Raw genomic sequence first — 1,449 nt, 5'->3', positions numbered from 1 at the left:
ATATCGGGACTACTGGTGGCAATACGCTGAAAAGCGTCCAGCTATGGTCAAAGCCATCGAAGGGCTCGAACGTGTCCTGGTGGTAGCTCAAACCAGCCGGACCCAAATGCCCGCCAGAGTCCCAGTTGGTCCCGTATTCGACCAGAAGCTTGTGGTATTTCCTCGCCAAGGAACAGCTGATCTTTGCTTTCGTGCAAGCAGTTTCCAGTATCTCTGGACTCTTAGAATGGGTTCAACCAGGACTGCCGATCTCGTTTTTACTCCATCTACCTGTTCTGAAACGTTGCCGCAGCCGCAGAATGTCGACTCCTTGCAAGCGGCCGGGGCCTCCCTTGAAAAGGCGCGCAGCAATGTAATGCTGGACCGTTGGATAGGACTGACGAAGCTATATACCGAAATGCATGACCCGACCGTCACCGATTCTTGCATCAAAGATTTGCGTAACGCACACTCGGAGGTTGATCGAATGGTGGCCCGAGCATACGAATGGGCGGATCTCGATATCGAATGTGGATTTCATCAAACCCCGCAAGGACTGCGATACACCTTTAGCCCCGCCGTGCAGTCGGAAATCTTGGACCGCATCCTGGAGCTGAACCACGAACGGCACCGCCTGGAGTCTGTTGATGCCAGGGAGAAGGGTAACGAGCGGACGATGAGTAGCAGAGGGAGCGGGCTACCCTCCGCAGGCGATGCCCTCTTCTGAGCGGCCCCTTCCCTCAGAAGAGGACGTCGTCGATTGAAGCAGGAGTTCCTGGCAGCCTCGCGGATGTCTTGTTTCGATTTTTCTCCCTCTCCTTGGTTTTCCGATCAGAAGTAATGTTATTCGACTCCCGGTGGCGTTGGTCATGATTGCGTTCGAGCAGGCGGTCTAGAATCTCAATTCGCGTAACTGGATCTACGGTATAACGGAGGCCCTGTCGTGCCGGATGGAATCCGTGACCAAGGTTAAGGTCCCCCCATCCGTAGGCGTCTGAGACTGCTCGATCGATTTCTCCGTGGAGGTTCCTCAGTCCCAGGATATCGTCGTCGGCGACGGTCGAATTGTGGAGCAGACTATAGATTTTCGTCAGGCCGAGTTGTCGATTCTCCATAACCGAACTGCGCACAATTTCGAGCATTTTCCCCATTGCGGTCAATTCGACGATACTCCCAGGCCAGGGAAACGTCTCATAAGCGTCGGACGGGGAGTAATTGAGATCTGCCTTCATTGTGGACGAGTTGCGCCATGCCCAAAGCGAGTGGAATGAACTTGAAAGCAGGGCGAGGTCAGCATCCGTCGATGTGGCGAAGACCCCCAGTTTGTGAGAGAGGACTTGGTGGCTGGTCACGCGAACTGGCATGACTGTGCGACTGACGAGCGCTACCACCAGGATGCGGTCAAGTCCTTTGACGGCCTGGTACAGCTTGGGAGCTCGCTCGGCATACTGCCACCACCTCTCGCGTCGC

Annotated in this window: 1 protein-coding gene and 1 pseudogene; one reads left to right on the top strand and one right to left on the bottom strand. The window is 55.2% G+C overall.

Annotated elements, in window-relative coordinates; translation table 11 throughout:
• Nucleotides 1-706, top strand: a pseudogene (locus ACFV9J_RS40550) (hypothetical protein); the annotation flags it as partial.
• A 13-nt stretch (nt 707-719) separates the two neighbouring features.
• On the opposite strand, the gene ACFV9J_RS40545 reads toward ACFV9J_RS40550, so the two are convergent.
• On the bottom strand, nt 720-1,449 hold a 730-nt coding region (locus tag ACFV9J_RS40545; RefSeq protein WP_385363250.1), incomplete at its 5' end, for a type IIL restriction-modification enzyme MmeI.

It is taken from the genome of Streptomyces sp. NPDC059906 (assembly GCF_042730645.1).
Classification (GTDB): domain Bacteria; phylum Actinomycetota; class Actinomycetes; order Streptomycetales; family Streptomycetaceae; genus Streptomyces; species Streptomyces rubrogriseus.
The sequence above is the reverse complement of the archived record's forward strand: the minus strand, read 5'-3'. Positions and strand labels throughout refer to the sequence as shown.